A 17,424-nucleotide genomic window follows, 5' to 3' on the forward strand; every position below is an offset into this window, starting at 1 on the left:
CAGGGGCGGTCGGCGCGGGCGGTTCTAGTCTGGTGCGGGCGTATCGGTCGGTAGCGGGAGAGTTCGGATGGATCACGGCGCACACGGCATGACGATGGACCTGCCGCCCTTCACGGTCGCGCGGGGCCTGGAGTTCACGGGCCAGCCGTTCTTCCTGGTGGGGTGCCTGCTGGCGCTCGCCCTGTACGGGTGGGGCGTGGTGCGGCTGCGGCGGCGCGGCGACGCGTGGCCGGTGGGGCGCACCGTGGGGTTCGTCCTCGGTGTGCTGACCGTGGCGCTGGTGATGTGCACGGCGATGAACGAGTACGGGATGGTGCTCTTCAGCGTCCACATGGTGCAGCACATGGTGATCAGCATGCTGTCGCCGATCCTGCTGCTGCTGGGGGCGCCCGTGACGCTGCTGCTGCGGGCCCTGCCGTCGGCCAACCGCAGCCACGGTGCGCGCAAGGGCCCGCGCGAGCTGCTGGTGGCACTGCTGAACAGCCGTTATGTGCGGGTGATCACGCATCCCGCCTTTACGATCCCGCTGTTCATCGCGAGCCTGTACGCGCTGTACTTCACGCCGCTGTTCGACTTCCTGATGGGCTCGACGGTCGGACACCTCGCGATGATGGTGCACTTCCTCGCCGTCGGTCTGGTGTTCTTCTGGCCGATCATGGGCGTCGACCCCGGCCCGCACCGCCCCGGCTATGTGATGCGGATGCTGGAGCTGTTCGCGGGGATGCCGTTCCACGCGTTCTTCGGCATCGCGCTGATGATGGCGTCCGAGCCGATGATCAAGACGTACGAGAACCCGCCGGCTTCGCTGGGGGTCAGCGCGCTGTCCGACCAGACGGCGGCGGGCGGCATCGCGTGGGCGTTCAGCGAGATCCCGTCGGTGCTCGTGCTGGTCGCGCTGGTCTTCCAGTGGTACGTGACCGAGCAGCGCCAGTCGCGGCGCAGGGACCGCAGGGCGGACAGGGACGGGGACAAGGAACTGGTCGCGTACAACGCGTATCTGGCGTCGCTGCGCACCGGCGAACGGTGAGCCGGGGGGCCTGACTCCGGCGCGCAGGTAGCGCGCGGGGCCGTGGACGGGTGACGATGGACACCTGGCCGCGGCCCTTTTTGTGCGTGCGCGAGCTGTACGTCCCGGGGCCGCCGGGAGGAGGGTGGTGCTGAGATGCCCGGAATGACGAGCATGCCGGCTTCCACGAAGGCCATGACCGTCTGCACGGTCGTGGGTCTTGTGGTCGTCACCGCGTACACCGTGGCGCTGGGGGGCAGCGGATGGCTGTGGTTCTCGTGGGTCGTACTGGGCCTGGTCACGCTGGGTGTGGCCGCCACGCGTAACTGAACCGCTGGAGAGTGCGGCCACACGCGACACACCACATGTGACCGAGCGGGGACAGGCGCGAACACCGGACCCCCGCCGGCGCCGGAAGGGCGCGGGCGGGGGTCCTGGTATGTGCACGAAACAGCTGGCTGGCCGGCCGGTCTGGCCGTACTACCTGGTCAGACCGTCAGGCCGTCACGCTGGGGAAGCTCCGGCCGCCGCACGCGTGTCCCGGCCCGAGAGCGCGAGGGCGCGCTCCAGCGCCGTGGCGTTCTCCGGGACAGGCGCCGCAGCGGCGAAGCCGTCGTACTCGCGGTAGATCTCCGCGTACTCCTCGACGACGCCCAGGACGAAGCCGGCCAGCTCGGGCGAGCAGTCGTAGTGGTGGCCCGTCGCGGTGGCGATGTCCCAGCCGTGCAGCACCATCTCCTTGACGACCATGCTCGCGATGGCCGTGGCCTGCATGGCGGAGCCGCCGAGGTCGATGTCGCCCTCCCATGCCCCGGGTGCCTGCCAGGCGGCGACCGCGCGGTCGAGCTGCGCGGCGTACGCCTCGGCCCAGTCGGGCTCGGCGGCGAAGTCGCGTGCCGCCAGTTCTTCGGGGACGGCGGTGCGCAGGGCACGGTGTTCGAGGCCGTGCGCCGTGTAGAGGACCCAGTGGTTGAGCAGCGCCCGCAGGTCCCACGCACCGCACGGTGTCGGGGTGTTGAGGGGAGAGCCGGTCGCGCCCCGTGCCGTACGGGCCGCCTCGCGGGCCGCCTCCTTCATGTGCGCGTGTGTCATGTCGTTCATGCCGGTGACGCTACGGCCCGGGGCACGCCGGGTTCTTGAAGGAACGCGACAGCGGCGGCCCCGGGGCTGATCAGTGGCGCGCGCGTCCGAAGAGGCGGGTCGCAGCGAACAGGCAGAGCGCGGCCAGACCGAGGGTCACGGCGGCTCCGAGCGCGACGGTGCCGCTCGTGTAGTGGCCCCGGAAGACCTCGCGTACGGCCTCGACGGTGTACCGGAAGGGCACCGCGTGGGAGACGGCGTCCAGCCAGCCGGGCGCGAGGCTCATGGGCAGCAGGAGCCCGGCGAGGAGCATCAGCGGCATGACGGCGGTGTTGGCGATGGCGGCGAACTCGGGCGGCGTCCGCACCCGCATGGCCAGCCCGTGGGACAGCGCGGCGAGCGCGCCCGACAGCACCGCGACGAAGGCGAGCCCGAGCAGGACACCCGCCAGCGGGGCCCGCAGCCCGAAGGCGAGGCCGAGGAGCACCAGCAGCACCGACTGGACGAACAGCTGCGCGACGTCGCGCAGGGTGCGCCCGAGAAGCAGCGCCAGCGGGCTGACCGGCGTGACGCGCATCCGGTCGATGATCCCCAGGTTCCGGTCCATCAGCAGCCCCAGGCCGACGTACGAGCCGCCGAGCAGGGCCAGTTGGACGAGGACGCCGGGGACGAGGGTCTGCCAGGAGGAACCGTTGACGCCGAGGTCGAGGGAGGTCAGAAGCGGCCCGAAGAGCGCGAGGAACAGCAGCGGCTGGAGCATGCCGAAGAACATGTTCGTCTTGGAGCGGAGGGTGGCGCGCAGACAGCGGCCGAAGACGACGCGGGTGTCGGCCCAGAGGTGCGCGTACGCGCGCGCCGTCGGCGTCGGTGCCGCCGTGGGCGCCGGTATCGGTGCGGGTGTCGGTGTCGGTGGCATGAGGAATCCAGGGGTGGGTGCGGCGGACCTGCCCGGGGGCCGGTCCGAGGGGGGACGAGGGGACGAGGGGACGAGGGGTCAGATGGCGACGGGTTCCTGCGCCGGGCCGCGTCCCGTCAGGACCAGGAAGGCGTCCTGAAGGGTGCCCGAGGGGCCGGGTGCGTGCTGCGCCTTGAGCGCGGCCGGGCTGCCCTCGGCGATGATGCGGCCCTCGTCGATGACGACGATGCGGTCGGCGAGCGCGTCGGCCTCGTCGAGATAGTGGGTGGTCAGGAAGACCGTCGTGCCGTGGTCGGTGCGGATACGGCGGACCAGGTCCCACAGCTCGGCGCGGCTGCCGGGGTCGAGCCCCGTCGTGGGTTCGTCGAGGAAGAGCACCTCGGGGTGGTTGACGAGGCCGAGCGCGATCTCCAGACGGCGGCGCTGGCCACCCGAGAGCGCGGCGGTCGGCCGGTCCATGAGCGCGGAGATGCCCAGGTCGTGGGCGAGTTCCTCGGCGCGCGCCGAGGCCGCGGCCTTGGGCATGCGGTGCAGCCGTGCCTGGGTGACGAGCTCCTCCCGTACTCCGCACGCCGGGTCGAGGCCGCCTGCCTGCGCGACGTAGCCGATGCGGGCGCGTACGGCGGCGGGGTCACGGCGCAGGTCGTGCCCGGCGACGTGGACCTCTCCCCCGCTGGGCCGCAGCAGCGTGGTGAGCATGAGGAGGGTGGTGGTCTTGCCCGCGCCGTTGGGCCCGAGGAAGCCGAGGATCTCGCCGCGCGGCACGGTCAGGTCGATGCCCCGTACGGCGTGCACGGGGCCTGATGTGGCGGCGTAGGTGTGGGTGAGGTCGCGCACCCGGAGGGCGGGTGGCGTCGTGGATGTGGTGGACATACTGACGATAAAAACACACCCCACTGCAAAACTGCAACGCACTTAACTTTTGGCATGCGTTTAGACTTCCCGTATGAGCGAAGGGCTACGGGAGCGCAAGAAGCGGCAGACACGGCAGCGCATCCACCAGGAGGCCAACCGGCTGTTCGTGGAGCGCGGCTTCGACCGGGTCACGATCGCCGAGGTCGCCGAGGCGGCCGAGGTCTCCGTGAACACCCTCTACAACTACTTCGAGGCCAAGGAGGACCTCGTCCTCCCGCCTGACCAGGCGAGCGCGGACCGCCTCGCGGAGATCGTGCGCGAGCGCGCACCCGGGGACTCCCCCGCGCGCGCCGTACTGACCCGGCTGCGCTCGGAACTGGAGCGCAGGGACAGGAAATTGGGGCTCACCGAGGGGTTCGGCCCGGTCTTCGAGATGATGCGCGCCGCGCCCACGCTCACCGCGCGCCTTGAATCCCTGGGACAGCAGATGACGGACGCGCTCGCCGAACTGCTCGCCGAGGAGACGGGTGCCGGGCCCCGCGACCCGATGCCGCGCGCCGTGGCCAGCCAGATCGGCTGGTTCCACTCCCTGGTCTACGCCGAGATCGGAAAGCGCGTCGTGGCGGGCCAGGCACCCGGATCCCTCGCGAAGGACATCCTCGAACTCCTCGATTCGGTGGAGGAGTTGCTCGGGGAACGCGCCTTCACCTACGCCGTACGAAAGGGCTGACCCTGCTGGCGGCCGGCAGCCTGCGGCCGGCTACGACTGGAGGAAGCCGACCTCGTACTCGACGCGGGCCCTGAGTGCGGTGCCGTAAGGGCATTCGGGGGCCAGGGTGTCCAGCAGCGTGTGCGCCTCCTCACGGAGCGAGGCCACATGCGCGTGGTAGGGGCGCACTACGCCGGGTTCCCGCATCATCGCGTGCAGTTCCTCGCGGCTCTCGGGTGAGGAGGCGGACGCCTCCAGGAGCGCGAGGACACGCTCGCGCCGACCGTGCGGAGCCGAGTGCACCAGGTGGACGAGCAGGTAGGTGGCCGTTCCGTTCCGCAGGTCCTCGCACCGCCCGCTGCGCAGGTCGTCCTCGTCGTTGCGGAACTGCGCCAGCATGCCGAGCAGTTGACCGAAGCGGGTCCAGGCGGCGATCCGGGCAGCGGCCCACTCCGTACGCTCCTGGCCGACGGCGAGGCGGGCCGCCATGGCGCAGGCCATGGCGTAGACGGAGCCGCTCTTGTGCCGGTAGACGTGCAGGACCTCCTGGGGTTCCACGCCCGCCGGGTGGTTGAGCAGGTCGCCGATCTGGCCGTCGCTCGCCGCCGTCCAGCCGTCCAGGTAGTCCCTGATCAGCCCTTGCCGCTGAGGTCCTGGCACGGGCAGCGAGGCCAGAGCGCGCAGGGGCAGCGCGTAGCCGCATTCCAGCGCCGCCGTCAGCGCGGCAGCGCTCGGCATCCCGTACAGCTGTGGGCCGGCGTCACCGTCGGCCACGTCGTCGAACGTATTGGCCGCGCGCCACCACAGCGCGTGCACGGCTGCGACGGGGACGGCGGGCCCGGGGTCGCCGCTCAGGGCAGCGTGCACCAGGAGCGGGAGCGAGAACTCGTGTGGCGCCTGCCTCCCCTGTTCGACCAACGTACGGAGCGGTCCTCGCAGATGGGCATGGTCGGGGCGGTAGTCGTCGAGCAGTTCGCCGAGGTAGCGGTGTACCTGGGGGAAAGCGGCGGTCACATCGGCGCAGGGAGGACCCTGCGGCAGAACGGTCGGTGCGGGACTGCTGGTCAATCTCTTCTCCAGGTCGCGGAGGGGGACTGCGGGAGGTCGGACTACGCGGGCAGCGGGTGCGGATGCGGGTGGGTCCCGGCCCCCGGAGCGAGGTGTCACAGGAGGCCGCCGGCGCCGCCTGGTTCGTGGCCCGCCGCCCGTTCCTGGGAGCCGGGCGACGGCACGGGGTTCGCGCTGACTCCCCTGGCGAGGAACCCCCCGAGCGCCGTGGTCACCGCGTTGGCGACGGTGACGAGCGCGAACGCGGTGGGGTGGCCCGTGCCGGCGTGGACCAGCGCGAAGAAGAGCGCGCCGAAGACGCACACCCCGAGCGCGGCGCCGAGTTGCTGGACCGTGGAGACCACGCCGGCTGCGGCCCCTGAGACACGGTCGGGCACAGTGCCCAGGGCAAAGGCGAGGGCCGGCGCGATGAACAGGCCGAGCCCGGCGCCCGCCACGCCGAGCGCGAGGAGCAGCCGTCCGGGCTCGCCGTGCACCGCTGCCGCGGCGCAGCCCAGATACCCGGCGGTGGCGAGCGCCGCGGCCCCGCACAGCAGACGGGACTGCGGAACGGGGAGCCGCGGCGCGAGCAGGGAGGCGCACGCGAAGGCGCCCGCCGTCGGCAGCATGCCGGCGCCGGTTCGCAACGGGCTCCAGCCGTAGCCCTGTTGGAGCAGCAGCCCCAGGGTCAGCACGAAGGCGTTCAGCCCGCAGTTGGCCAGGGCGACCAGCGCCAGTCCGCGGCCGAACCCCGGGCGGCTCAGCAGCCCGGGCGGCAACAGCGGGCAGCCGCCGCGCCGCTGCACGGCACGCTCGTACCGCAGGAACCCGACGGTGGCAGGAACGGAGGCCGCCAGGCAGAACGGCGCCCACCAGGGGACTTCCTTACCGCCGGCGGCCGTCAGCGGGGCGGCGAACAGGCCGGAGGCGAGCGCGGCCAGAGCGGTACCCGGCAGATCCAGCCGGGCCCGCAGGGACAGCCGCGGCGTACGTGCGGAATCCTGGTCCCCGGCGCCGTCCCCCGCCCCCTGGCCCCCGGGTGCAGGCGCCCGCTGCGCGGTCGCCGCCCATGGGAGAGCCGCCAGCGCCGCCGCTCCCACCGGCACATTGACCAGGAAGACCGCGCGCCAGCCGAGGCCGAAGGTGTCCGCCGCGAGCAGCCAGCCGCCGAGGAGTTGACCGGAGACGGCGCCGATACCCATCACGGCGCCGGTCACGGCGAACGCCTGGCGCCTGGCCCTCCCGGTGAACAGCGTCTGGGCCATCCGGAAGACCTGCGGCACCAGCAGCGCCGTGCCGAGTCCCTGGGCGAGCCTGGCGGTGACCAGGAACCCGGCGGAGGGCGCGAGGCCGCAGCCCAGCGAGGCGGCGGTGAAGAGCACCATGCCGGCACCGAACACGCGGAAGGAGCCGAGGTGGTCACCCAGCCGCCCGCCCGCGATCAGGCCCAGCCCGTACACGAGTTGGTAGCCGGCGAGGATCAACTGCTGCTGGCCGTCGTCCGCGTGCAGGCCCCGCTCCAGCGCGGGCATGGCGACCACGACGATGAACACGTCGAGATTGGCGAGGAACGTACCGGACAGGACGACGGCCAGGGCCAGCCACTGGCGCACGGTCACCCTCCCCGTATCGGCACGCAGCGTTATTGATCGGTTACCTACCGTTTCCCACCTTGCCTGTAGCGCCCTCTCCGGCGCAAGCGGTTCCGCGCATATGCCGTTCGCTACGAGGAGTTACGGAGCCGCTGTTGGGGGTTGCTTCACTTCCTGTCGGTCTTCGCGCGATGCCAGCCTTCACGTGCGGCGCTGACCCTCACGCGCGGTGTTGACCTTCACGCTCAGTGCCGGTCTTCGCACGCGGTGCCGGGCTTCACGCGCGGTGCGGCCTTCACGCACAGTGTTGGCCTTCACGCGCGGCGTCGGTCCCCACCCGCGGCGTCGGTCTTCACGCGCGGCGTCGTTGACCTACCTTCACGCGGGGCCGGTGTCCGGGCCCAGGGGGCGTTCAAAGACGGTGCGCAGCACGATGGTTGTGCTGGTGCCGCGTACCGGGGGGATCGCGCGGATGCGGTCGAGCGTGTCGGCCAGCGCGTCGGTTCCGGAGGCGCGCACCTTCAGCCAGTAGCAGTCCTCGCCCGCCACCTCGTACACCTCCAGCACGCACGTTTCGCGTGCGAGCCGCTCGTTGACCACGGCCTTCGCGGCCTCACCCGGTTCGAAGCGAAGCGCGACGAAAGCCGCCGTGGCCGCGTCCACGCTCGCGGGGTCGAGGGCCGCGTGGTACCCGGTGATCACCCCGTCCCGTTCGAGCCGCTGCAAGCGCTCGCGTACCGAAGGCTCGGAGAGCCCCACTGCCCGAGCGAGCGCCCTGACGGTCTGCCGGCCGTCCGCCGTCATCGCCCGCAGAATCGTCCGGTCGACGTCGTCCAACTGTCGCGTCATGGTGAGAACTTGCCCTTCACGGCCGATGACCCTAATCTCTCAAAACCACTCTAGCTGATCCCCCTCACTAAAAGAGGCCAGATGCCCGTGACGCCTCAATTAACCTCTACACACCGCCCCTTGCTGCCCTGGCTCGCCCTGATCACTGTGTGGATCTTCTGGGGATCCACCTACCTCGGCATCCAGTTGGCCGTCGACACGATCCCGCCGCTCCTCATGGCCGGCTTCCGGTTCCTGACAGCCGGCACCGTCCTGTTCGCCATCGCCGGACCACGCCACGCGCGGGGCGCCCGGCGCCCGACCGCGCGGCAGCTGCGCTCCACACTGATCGTCGCCGCCCTGCTGCTGGTCGGCGGCAACGGCCTGCTCAGCGTCGGCGAGACGAGCATCGACTCAGGACTGGCCGCGCTCATCGTGGCGACCGTGCCGGTCTGGATGACCCTGATCAACGCGGCAGTGACCAGAACACGGATCACGGCCACCATGATCCTGGCGCTCACCCTCGGCACCGTCGGGGTCGGCCTGCTCGTGGGCGGACCCGGAGCCCACGTCGACACCGGCGGCGCGGTCGTCGTGCTGATCGGTGCGCTGTGCTGGGCAACGGGTTCGGTCTACGCCCGCCGCGCACCGCTGCCCTCGCACCCACTCGTGGTGGCGTCGCTGCAGATGATCGCCGGCGGGCTGCTGCTGATCAGCGCAGCCGCCGTGACAGGCGAGTTCGGCCGCCTCGACCTCGCGGCGGTCTCCGCCGGCTCGATCACCGGATTCCTGTGGCTGGTGATCGCGGGCTCCATGCTCGCCTTCACCGCATACGGCTACGCCAACGCCAACCTGCCGAACGACACAGTGGCCACCTACGCCTACGTCAACCCGGTCGTCGCGGTCACGCTGGGAGCCCTGCTCGGCCAGGAGACACTCAGCCCCAGCCTGCTGCTCGGCGGAACCGTCATCGTCAGCGCGGTGGCCCTCATCGTCGGCGGCAAGACCCTGACGCGGCGCACCACCCGCCCGGCCCCGCTCACGAACGGCCCACCCCGGCCGGCCGCCGTATCCCCGCCACCGCCGCCACCGCCGCCACAGAAAGGCTCAACCCGATGAAGCCGCTGGACACCGCACGCCATATGGACGCGACCCGTGAGGTGGGTGCGCGAGCATGGCGCAGGGCCGAGAACCGGCTCGGCGACCCCGTACCCGCCTGCCCGGAATGGCGCGTCCGCGACGTCGTCCACCACCTCGGCAACGTCGCCTCCTTCGTCTCCGCCTGCGTCGAGCAGGGCGCGGGCGAACCCGCTTTCACAGACGCCGGGTTGCCGCCCGACGACCGCGTGATCGCGTGGGCCGCCGGGGAATGGGACCTGGCCCTGGACCGCCTCGCCACAGCCGACCCCCGCGCCGCCGCATGGAACTGGTCCACCCAGCCCCACACCGTCTCCTTCTGGCCCAGGTGCCTCACCCACGAAGCGTTCATCCACGGCTGGGACCTCGCGAACGCACTGGGGGAACCCATGGCGCTCCCCCCTGACATCGCCGCCGACGGCGTGGACGAAGTTCTCGCCGTCCACCTGGCCGCCGGGGCCCACAACGGCAGACGCTTCGACCGAACCGGCCGGATCACGGTGCACAGCACCGACACGGACGACCGCTGGCTGATCGAACTCACCCCAACGACCGTGCACACCAGGCCGGCGGCGCCGAACGAACCATGTGACGCCCAACTCGCGGCCACCGCAGCGGAGCTGTACCTCGACCTGTGGGGCCGTGCACGGCTGCACCTGCCCCCGGACCAGCGACGCTGGGCCGACCAACTCGCCGCCGGTGGACCGGCGGACTGACGGGACGGCGCCCCCGGGGAACGCACGGGAGCGGGGTACCGGAGCGGCGCACCGGACGCTGAGGGAATCGCCCACCGGCGCGGTAACGGTGCCGGCGAGCCGATGGGAGCTGGCCGGCGCGGCGGCTCCCGCGAACCGGAGTGCGGCCGAACGCTCCGCGCCCTGACCGGTCGCAAACACCTGGCTGTGGCTCATGGTGGCCGCGGTCCGAGGCGGGCCAGGAGCGTTTGAGATGATCTTCCGGTTGATGGCCACGACTCCTCGCGGAGCTTTTGCGAGGGATGGTCCGGCGGCCGGACGAGGGGGGAGAGAGTTCGTGGGGACAGGCGGAAGCGCCGGGGAGACGGTCGCGGTTCTGGGCGGGGGCATCGCCGGTCTGACCGCGGCGATGGAGCTGGCCGAGCGCGGATACGAGGTGACGGTCGTCGAGCCCACCGGGTGGGGCGGCAAAGCACGGAGTACGGGGGTTCACGGGACGGGAAAGCGGGGGCGGCTCGATCTTCCGGCCGAGCACGGGTTCCGGTTCTTTCCGGGCTTCTACCGCAGCCTGCCGGACGCCTTGCGCCGGATCCCTTTCGGGCAGCAGAGCGACGGTGTTCTCGGCAACCTGCGGGAGGCGCCGCAGTTGCTGTCGGCACGCTCCGGGCGGGTGAACGAGGTGGTCACCGATGTGTCGTCGGCCCCGGGGCCGCGTACCCCGGTGCAGATCCTGCGGGGCATGGGCGTCGAACCTGGCGGGGGCACCGGGCTGAGCGAGGAACTGCTGTACTTCGCCAACCGCATGATGGTCTACATGACCAGCAGCCCCGAACGCCGCCTGGGGCAGTGGGAGAACACATCGTGGTGGGACTTCACGGGCGCCGCCGGGGCCTCGGATGAGTACCGCAAGAAGTGCGTGGTCGGGGCGACCCGTACCGTGGTCGCCGCCCGCGCCGAAGTGGGGAGCACCCACACGGTCGGCGGGTTCCTGGAGGCGATGTCCTACGGCTTCCTGGGCCAGGGCGAGTCCGCTCCGGCCGACCGGGTACTGAACGCGCCGACCAGCACGGCGTGGATCGATCCGTGGACGACACACCTGGCTTCCCTGGGCGTGCGCCTGGAGTTGGGCTGGTGGGCCGACAGTCTCGATGTCCGCGGCGGACGTGTGGCGAAGGCGGTGGTACGGGGGCCGCGGGGGCGGCGCGATCTGGAGGCCGACTGGTACGTCTGCGCGCTGCCCGTGCACCAGGTGGGGGCGCTGCTGGAGGGCGGATCGGCCGAGGCCGGTCCGATGCTCGCCGACGTGGCGTCACTCGATACGGACTGGATGGTCGGCCTGCAGTTCTACCTCACCGAACCCACCCCGGTGGTCCGCGGCCATGCCCTCTACCTGGACTCGCCCTGGGCGCTGACCTCGGTGAGCCAGGCTCAGTTCTGGGACGCCGACTTCCGCACCACCTATGGCGACGGAACCGTGGCCGACTGCCTGTCCGTGGACATCTCGGACTGGGACACCCCTGGAATCCTCTACGACAAGCCGGCCCGCGAGTGCACCCGCGAGGAGGTGGCCTCGGAGGTGTGGGCGCAGTTGAGCGATTCCCTCAACGACGCGCACACCTCCGTACTGCGCCCCTCGCTGCTGCACTCCTGGCAGCTGGACCCGGCCGTGAAGGGCCTGGACGGCCCCGGCCCCGCGCACAACGACGAGCCCCTGCTGATCAACACCAAGGGCTCCTGGCACCGGCGGCCCGGCGCTGTCACCGCTGCCGCGAACCTGTTCCTGGCCGGGGACTATGTGCGGTGCCCGGTGAACCTGGCCACCATGGAAGGTGCCAATCAAGGCGCGCGCCTCGCGGTCAACGCCCTCCTTGAGGCGGCCGGCGACACATCCGCTCCGGCCGAGGTGCACACGCTGCACGAACCACCGCAGCTGCGCCGGCTCAAGGAGATCGACGCCGAGCTGTACCGGCAGGGGCGTGCCCACATACTCGACGTACCGGCGCCGTGGGCCGACTGGCCAGTCAGTGCGAGCGGGTCACGATGAGAGCGCACACGGCGCGCAGGTCCGCCAGTGTCCCGGGGCCGGCTCCGGGCCGCTCCCCCAGTTCCCGCAGCCACCCTTCGGCGGCCTCGGCGTGTTCCGCGGCGCACCGGCGGGCCCAGCGCCGTCCGCCGGCCTCCTCCACCAGCTCCGCCAGCAGTGCGCCCTCGCGGTCCGGGTCCGTGCCGGGAGGGCGGGCGTAGCGGCGAGCCAGTTCCTTCGCTGCTGTGGTCCCGGACGCCAGCGCCGCCACGACCGGCGTCGACATCTTGCGCGCCCGCAGGTCAGCGAAGACCGGCTTGCCCGTGACACCGCTGTCGCCCCAGATTCCCAGCAGGTCGTCGACCAGTTGGAAGGCCATGCCCAGATCGTGTCCGAAAGCGGCGAAACGGTCGATGTCCGCCTCGTTCGCCTCCCCGTACAGGGCGCCCAGTCGGCACGCGCAGGAGAACAGGGAAGCGGTCTTCCCCGAGATCATCTCAAGACACTCCTCGACCTCGACCCGGTCACGCCGCTCGAACAGCACGTCCAGGCTCTCGCCGACGGCCAACTGGATCGATGTGTCGAGCAGCGCGGCAGAAGCCTCCTGCGCGATGCGAACGTCACCTTCCGGTGCGGAGAGTGTCTCGAACGCCAGCATCAGCAGCGCGTCGGCCGCCCTCGTCGCTGACGCCGGGCCGAACACCTGCCACGCCGCCGCACGGTGCCGGCGCACGGTGTCGCCGTCCAGCACGTCGTCGTAGAGCAGCGACAGGTTGTGCACCATCTCCACCGCTGTCGCCGCGGGGATGGCTGCCGCCACTTCACCGCCCACCGCACGCGCTGACAGCAACGCCAGAGCCGTCCGCACGGACTTGCCGCGGTGGTGCCCGCGAGAAGGGAGCCCCTCGGACCAGCCCAGCTGGTAGGCGGCTATCTTTCCCGACAGCGGGCCCAATGCGCTCATCCAGCTCCGGATCTCCGGGTCACAGGTCGCAGCGGCCCACGCGAGGACGTCATGCGCCCGCCCGTCCGAATCGGTGCTCGTCATGTCTCTCCCCAACCCGCTTTCTCACATCGCGGCGCAGCCGGCGCTGACCACAGGCGAACCGCTGCGCCAACCTGGCGGGAGCGACCGCCCGTTCGCAGGAAAAGGACCTCACCGACCACCCCGACCGCTCCGTTCCCGCCGCTCCCGGGTCCCACCGGCAGGCGGAGATCCACTGCCCGCCCCCAAGGGCCAGGCACGAGCGCGGGTGTGTCCTTCGCTTCGACGGTACCAAGAAGTTGATCACCGACCGTGTGGGTCCTGTCGACGCTCGCGGCAGGTCGCTGTGCGGCACGGGTGCCGTGACCGGCGAAGGGCACGCCTCCCCCCTCGACTTCGCATGCACAGCGCGCGGTCGCGACCGGCTCGCCGAGGCCCCGCGGCGTTGAGCGGTGCCTCCGCCACCGTTCAGCTGACGGGGCATCAGGGTGGCACTCACGACCGGTCGGCCAGGGCCTCACGGCGTTACGCTGTTCCTTTCGCCACAGTACGCCTGATGCCGCGTCAGGAAGGTCAGCAACGGGTCAGCATCAGCCCGGGAAGACCTGGTCACAGGTGGTCATGCACGCACATCGTGCCGGCCGCTCCTGCGAGTATCCTGACCAGCTAAAAGCCCGCCCACAAGCCGATGCGGCACACCCAGGGGTGACCCCGTGTTCTATTACGTGCTCAAGTACGTGGTGCTGGGACCGCTGTTGCGGCTGATGTTCCGGCCCCGTATCGAGGGGCTGGAGAACGTGCCCGAGGACGGCGCCGCGATCGTCGCGGGGAACCATCTCTCCTTCTCCGACCACTTCTTGATGCCCGCGATCCTGCCCCGGCGGATCACGTTCCTGGCGAAGGCGGAGTACTTCACGGGCCCCGGCCTCAAGGGGCGGCTGACGGCGGCGTTCTTCCACAGCGTGGGCCAGATCCCGGTCGACCGCTCGGGCAAGGGCGCGGGCCGGGCCGCGATCGACGAGGGCCTCGGGGTGCTGCGCAAGGGCGAGTTGCTGGGCATCTACCCCGAGGGCACGCGCTCGCACGACGGGCGGCTCTACAAGGGCAGGGTCGGGGTGGCCGCCATGGCACTGGGCGCGGGCGTGAAGGTCGTACCGTGCGCGATGATGGGAACGTTCGAACTCCAGCCGCCGGGAAGGAAGTTCCCGCGCCTGGGGCGGGTGACGATCCGGTTCGGGGAGCCGCTGGACTTCTCGCGGTTCGCGGGGATGGAGAAGGAACGCACCGCACTGCGTGCCGTCACGGACGAGATCATCCACGAGATCCTGCGGCTGTCGGGCCAGGAGTACGTGGACCTGTACGCGCCCGACGCGAAGGCCGCGCAGGCCGCCGAGCGGGCGCGCGAGAAGCCCCGCGGCAGGGTGCGCCGCAAGGTGACCGGCGGTGACGGCGCTCCGCCTTCGGCGTAATCGTCCCTGCGCGAACATCGTGGGCCGGCCGTGCCGGCCGGTCGTAGCGTGCCTGTATGACCAATGGAGCACGGGCAGTTGTACTCGGAGCGACGGGACAGATCGGCCGCGCGGCCGTACGCGCGCTGACCGCCGACGGGTGGGAGGTGACGGCGGTCTCGCGCGGCGGCGGACGCGACGCGGGCTGGCCGCAGGAGGTACGGGCCCTCGCGCTGGACCGTAACGAGGAGGGGGCGACGGCGAAGGCCGTGGGCGACGGCTGCGAACTGCTGCTGGACGTGACCGCGCTGACCCCGGCCCACGCGGCACAACTGGCGGGGCTCGCCGGGCGCGTCGGCTCCGCCGTCGTGCTCTCCAGCGCCGCCGTGTACGAGGACGAGCGGGGACGCAGCTTCGCGACGCAGAACGAGCCCGACGGTTTCCCCCTCTACGCCGTACCCATCCCCGAGACCCACCGGACGGTGCGCCCGGGCGACGAGGACTACGGCACCCGGAAGGTGCTCATCGAGCGGGAGCTGACCGCGCTGGGCGCGCGCATGCCGGTCACCATGCTGCGCGCGAGCGCCGTCTACGGACCGCACTGCCGCACCCCGCGCGAGCTGTACTTCGTCAAACGGTGGCTGGACGGGCGCCGGGTGCGGGTGCTGGCGTACGGCGGCGAGAGCAGGTTCCATCCCGTACACGTCGACAACATCGCCGAACTGGTGCGGCTGGCGGCCCGTAAGCCGGGCTCGCGGGTGCTGAACGCCGCCGATCCCGAGGCGCCGACGGTCGCACGGATCGCGGAGGCACACGACGAGGCGCTGGGCTGGGACGGCGAGACGGTGCTCCTGGACGGGCCTCCGCCGGAGGAGGCACCGACGGTCGGCTCCACACCGTGGTCGCTGCCGCATCCGATGGTGCTGGACATGTCGGCGGCCGGCGAGGCGCTGGGCTACCGCCCGGTCACCACGTATGAGCAGGCCCTGCCCGAGACCGTCGACTGGCTCGCCGGGCAGCTGCGCGGCCGTGACTGGCGCGAGGCGTTCGCCAAGATGGCGGCGGCCTACGACCCCATGGGTGACCTGTTCGACTACGAGGCGGAGGACAACTGGCTGGCCCGGCGGGGGCGCTGAGCGCTTCACTGGACGGGCCGTGACGGTCCGTAGAGCACCTGCCCGCGCCCCGACCGCCGCCGGGGCACACGAGAGGGCGGCCCGGATGTCCGGGCCGCCCTACCGGCGACGCCTGGCGCCCCTCAGGTCACCTGGCGTCAGCGTCAGCCTCGGGGTCTGCGTCTGCGTCTGCGTTAACTAACCCTGAAAACTGCTCACTTGATGGCGGGCAGAGAGGCCGCCTTCGCCGTTGCCGCTGCCTTGGCCGGGGACTTCTGCGGCTCAGGTGTCGCGTGCGGACCGCAGGTGAGGTCCTTGGCGTCGACGGTGCCCTTCAGCAGGTAGGCGTCGACGCGCTTGTTGATGCAGTCGTTCTTCAGGTTGGTGATGCCGTGCGAGCCCGCGTCCTTCTCCGTGATGAGGCGGGAGCCCTTGAGGCGCTTGTGCAGTTCGACGCCTCCGGGGTACGGCGTGGCGGCGTCGCGTGTGGCCTGGATCATCAGGACCGGGTGCGCGGTGCGCGCCTTCACGTCGGTGGCCTTGTGCTGCTTGAGGGGCCACACACCGCAGGGGTAGTTCATCCAGGCGTTGGACCAGGTGAGGAACGGGTACTTCTCGTGCAGCCTGGTGTTGTCACGGTCCCAGGTCTTCCAGTCGCGCGGCCACTGCGCGTCGTTGCACTCGACGGCGGTGTAGACGGCGTTGCTGTTCTCGCTCGCCTTGTTGCCCGCGACATCGGACATGTCAGGAGCCGCGCTCTCGATCAGCGGCTTCTCGTCGCCCTTGAGGTAGGCGGACCAGGCCGAGGCGACCCGGGCCCAGGCCGAGTCGTAGTAGGGCGCGCTCTGGAAGAAGCCGAGCAGCTCGGCCGGGCCGACAGCGCCGCCGATGGGGTCCTTCTTGGCGGTGGCGCGCAGCTCGCGCCATTTGGCCTCGATCTTGGCGGGGGTCGAGCCGATGCCGTAGACGGCGTCGTGCTTGGCGACCCACTTCTTCCAGTCGTCCCAGCGGGTCTGGAAGGCGATGTCCTGGTCGAGGTTGACGTCGTACCAGATCTTCTTCGGCGACGGGTTGACCACGCTGTCGGTGATCATCCGGCGGACGTGGCCGGGGAACAGCTCGGCGTAGACGGCGCCCATGTAGGTGCCGTAGGAGACGCCGAGGAAGTTCAGCTTCTTGTCGCCGAGCGCCGCGCGGATGACGTCGAGGTCACGGGCCGCGTTGGGCGTCGTCATATGGGGCAGCAGGGCGCCGCTGCGCTCCTTGCAGCCGTCCGCGTACTCCTTGGCGAGCTTGCGCTGTGCGCGCTTGTCGGCCTCGCTGTCCGGAACCGGGTCGTCCTTGGGTGCCTTGACCCACTCCTGGGGATCGGCACAGGAGATGGGGGCCGAGTGGCCGACGCCGCGCGGGTCGAAGCCCACGAAGTCGTAGGCGGTGGCGGCCTTGGCCCACAGGGGGTTCTTGTCCGGGATGCGCTTGGGGAAGGCCATTCCCGAGCCGCCGGGGCCGCCGGGGTTGTAGACCAGGGAGCCCTGCCGCTGGGACTTGTCGCCAGTGCTGCGGGCCCGGTCGACGGCGATCTTGATCTTCTTGCCGTGGGGCTTGGCGTAGTCGACAGGGACGGTGACCCAGCCGCACTGGATGGGAGCCTTGAGGTTCCAGTCGGCCGGGCAGTCCTTCCAGTCGACGCCGGTACGGGCCGCGCGGGCGGCGGCCTGCTCGACGCCGCGTGCCTCGGCGGAGCCGTGCCGCTTGCCGCTGTCGCCGCGCTGTGCGGCGCTGCCCTCGGCGGAGGCGGAAGGTACGGATATGAGGCCCGCTGTCAGGGCTCCGGCTGCGAGGGTGCCGGCTGCGGCTATGGCCGCTTTCCGTCTGTTCACGTGTCTGTCCCCCCTCTGGTGACGCCGCGTGTGGCGGCGGTGGTCGGTGACCACGGTGGTGTCAGGAGGATCTTTCTCTCTCACCAGCGGTAAGGGACAGAGCAGTTG

16 protein-coding genes are annotated in these 17,424 nt (G+C 71.2%); 8 read left to right on the top strand and 8 right to left on the bottom strand.

Annotated features, from left to right (window positions below; all coding sequences use genetic code 11):
• The first annotated feature begins 67 nt into the window (after positions 1-67).
• Complete coding sequence (locus NMN56_RS40080) at positions 68-1,027, top strand: cytochrome c oxidase assembly protein (RefSeq protein ID WP_274042585.1); 960 nt, start codon at positions 68-70, stop codon at positions 1,025-1,027.
• A gap of 144 nt (positions 1,028-1,171) precedes the next feature.
• Positions 1,172-1,336: a hypothetical protein gene (locus NMN56_RS40085; RefSeq protein ID WP_274042662.1), complete on the top strand. Its 165-nt coding sequence runs from the start codon at positions 1,172-1,174 to the stop codon at positions 1,334-1,336.
• A 174-nt stretch (positions 1,337-1,510) separates the two neighbouring features.
• On the opposite strand, the gene NMN56_RS40090 is transcribed toward NMN56_RS40085, so the two are convergent.
• The 3 genes from NMN56_RS40090 to NMN56_RS40100 form a co-directional block, all read right to left on the bottom strand.
• Positions 1,511-2,107 (bottom strand): TIGR03086 family metal-binding protein, encoded by a 597-nt coding sequence (locus NMN56_RS40090; protein WP_274042586.1) that lies wholly within the window; start codon positions 2,105-2,107, stop codon positions 1,511-1,513.
• Positions 2,108-2,177: 70 nt separating this feature from the next.
• A complete protein-coding gene (locus NMN56_RS40095) occupies positions 2,178-3,002 on the bottom strand; it encodes an ABC transporter permease (protein WP_274042587.1) in 825 nt (274 codons plus the stop codon).
• A gap of 78 nt (positions 3,003-3,080) precedes the next feature.
• Positions 3,081-3,875, bottom strand: coding sequence for an ABC transporter ATP-binding protein (locus tag NMN56_RS40100; RefSeq protein ID WP_274042588.1), 795 nt, complete (start codon positions 3,873-3,875; stop codon positions 3,081-3,083).
• A 73-nt stretch (positions 3,876-3,948) separates the two neighbouring features.
• Between NMN56_RS40100 and NMN56_RS40105 the strand changes: the two genes are divergently transcribed.
• Complete coding sequence (locus tag NMN56_RS40105) at positions 3,949-4,587, top strand: TetR/AcrR family transcriptional regulator (RefSeq protein ID WP_274042589.1); 639 nt, start codon at positions 3,949-3,951, stop codon at positions 4,585-4,587.
• A 30-nt stretch (positions 4,588-4,617) separates the two neighbouring features.
• On the opposite strand, the gene NMN56_RS40110 is transcribed toward NMN56_RS40105, so the two are convergent.
• The 3 genes from NMN56_RS40110 to NMN56_RS40120 form a co-directional block, all read right to left on the bottom strand.
• Positions 4,618-5,634 carry a polyprenyl synthetase family protein gene (locus tag NMN56_RS40110; RefSeq protein ID WP_274042591.1) on the bottom strand — a complete coding sequence of 339 codons (1,017 nt, stop codon included), beginning with the start codon at positions 5,632-5,634 and terminating at the stop codon, positions 4,618-4,620.
• Between the two features lie 95 nt (positions 5,635-5,729).
• Complete coding sequence (locus tag NMN56_RS40115) at positions 5,730-7,226, bottom strand: MFS transporter (protein ID WP_274042592.1); 1,497 nt, start codon at positions 7,224-7,226, stop codon at positions 5,730-5,732.
• A gap of 357 nt (positions 7,227-7,583) precedes the next feature.
• Positions 7,584-8,054: an Lrp/AsnC family transcriptional regulator gene (locus tag NMN56_RS40120; RefSeq protein WP_274042593.1), complete on the bottom strand. Its 471-nt coding sequence runs from the start codon at positions 8,052-8,054 to the stop codon at positions 7,584-7,586.
• Between the two features lie 120 nt (positions 8,055-8,174).
• Between NMN56_RS40120 and NMN56_RS40125 the strand changes: the two genes are divergently transcribed.
• The 3 genes from NMN56_RS40125 (at position 8,175) to NMN56_RS40135 (ending at position 11,909) form a co-directional block, all read left to right on the top strand.
• Positions 8,175-9,152: an EamA family transporter gene (locus NMN56_RS40125; protein WP_280842742.1), complete on the top strand. Its 978-nt coding sequence runs from the start codon at positions 8,175-8,177 to the stop codon at positions 9,150-9,152.
• Complete coding sequence (locus NMN56_RS40130; RefSeq protein WP_274042597.1) at positions 9,149-9,886, top strand: maleylpyruvate isomerase family mycothiol-dependent enzyme; 738 nt, start codon at positions 9,149-9,151, stop codon at positions 9,884-9,886. The genes NMN56_RS40125 and NMN56_RS40130 overlap by 4 nt, the downstream gene beginning before the upstream one ends.
• Before the next feature lie 316 nt (positions 9,887-10,202).
• On the top strand, positions 10,203-11,909 hold the full coding sequence (locus NMN56_RS40135) for a hydroxysqualene dehydroxylase (RefSeq protein WP_274042598.1): 1,707 nt from the start codon (positions 10,203-10,205) through the stop codon (positions 11,907-11,909).
• Here NMN56_RS40135 and NMN56_RS40140 read toward each other — a convergent pair.
• Positions 11,887-12,936 carry a polyprenyl synthetase family protein gene (locus tag NMN56_RS40140; RefSeq protein ID WP_274042599.1) on the bottom strand — a complete coding sequence of 350 codons (1,050 nt, stop codon included), beginning with the start codon at positions 12,934-12,936 and terminating at the stop codon, positions 11,887-11,889. The genes NMN56_RS40135 and NMN56_RS40140 overlap by 23 nt on opposite strands.
• Positions 12,937-13,586: 650 nt before the next feature.
• Here NMN56_RS40140 and NMN56_RS40145 point away from each other — a divergent pair.
• The gene (locus tag NMN56_RS40145; RefSeq protein ID WP_274042600.1) at positions 13,587-14,342 is read left to right on the top strand and encodes a lysophospholipid acyltransferase family protein; all 756 of its coding nucleotides are present in this window, start codon (positions 13,587-13,589) and stop codon (positions 14,340-14,342) included.
• 56 nt (positions 14,343-14,398) lie between these two features.
• Positions 14,399-15,457, top strand: a complete 1,059-nt coding sequence (locus NMN56_RS40150; RefSeq protein ID WP_274042601.1) for an NAD-dependent epimerase/dehydratase family protein — start codon at positions 14,399-14,401, stop codon at positions 15,455-15,457.
• 194 nt (positions 15,458-15,651) lie between these two features.
• On the opposite strand, the gene NMN56_RS40155 is transcribed toward NMN56_RS40150, so the two are convergent.
• The gene (locus tag NMN56_RS40155; RefSeq protein WP_274042602.1) at positions 15,652-17,316 is read right to left on the bottom strand and encodes an alpha/beta hydrolase; all 1,665 of its coding nucleotides are present in this window, start codon (positions 17,314-17,316) and stop codon (positions 15,652-15,654) included.
• Between the last annotated feature and the right edge of the window lie 108 nt (positions 17,317-17,424).

It is taken from the genome of Streptomyces iconiensis (assembly GCF_028657195.3).
In the GTDB taxonomy this organism is placed as follows: Bacteria; Actinomycetota; Actinomycetes; order Streptomycetales; family Streptomycetaceae; genus Streptomyces; species Streptomyces iconiensis.